Raw genomic sequence first — 574 nt, 5'->3', positions numbered from 1 at the left:
AAGAATTACCAAAGAAGATATATTAGCATATGTTGCTAACAGAGGAAGCAAGCCAGCTCAGCAGGCTGCTCCGGTACAGACAGCTTCAGCTCCACAACCGGCAGTATCAGCTCCGGCAGCTACTATTCCGGTAAGTGCAGGTGATGAGATCATTCCAATGGACAGAATGAGAAAGATCATCGCTGAAAACATGGTGAAAGCAAAACAAATTGCTCCACACGTTACTTCTTTCATTGAAACAGACGTTACCAACGTTGTAAAATGGAGAAATAAAAACAAAGCTGTATTCGAAAAACGTGAAGGTGAAAAATTGACTTTCATGCCTATTTTCGTAAAAGCGGTAGTGAAGGCAATCCAGGATTTCCCAATGATCAATGTTTCTGTAAATGGTGAAAACATCATCAAAAAGAAAAACATCAACATCGGTATGGCTACTGCCCTTCCGGACGGAAACCTTATCGTTCCAGTTATCAAAAATGCAGATCAGTTATCTCTTTCAGGGCTTGCAAAAGCAATCAATGACTTAGCTTACAGAGCAAGAAACAAGAAATTGAGACCAGAGGATACTCAAGGG

General features: G+C 40.9%; 1 protein-coding gene. It reads left to right on the top strand.

Translation table 11 applies throughout. The features are described from left to right. On the top strand, positions 1-574 hold a 574-nt coding region (locus tag GB932_RS21940; protein ID WP_197517199.1), incomplete at both ends, for a 2-oxo acid dehydrogenase subunit E2.

Source organism: Microbacterium karelineae (assembly GCF_009745985.1).
Taxonomy (GTDB): domain Bacteria; phylum Actinomycetota; class Actinomycetes; order Actinomycetales; family Microbacteriaceae; genus Microbacterium; species Microbacterium karelineae.
Note: the sequence above shows the minus strand (reverse complement) of the source record. Positions and strands in the feature narration are given on the sequence as shown.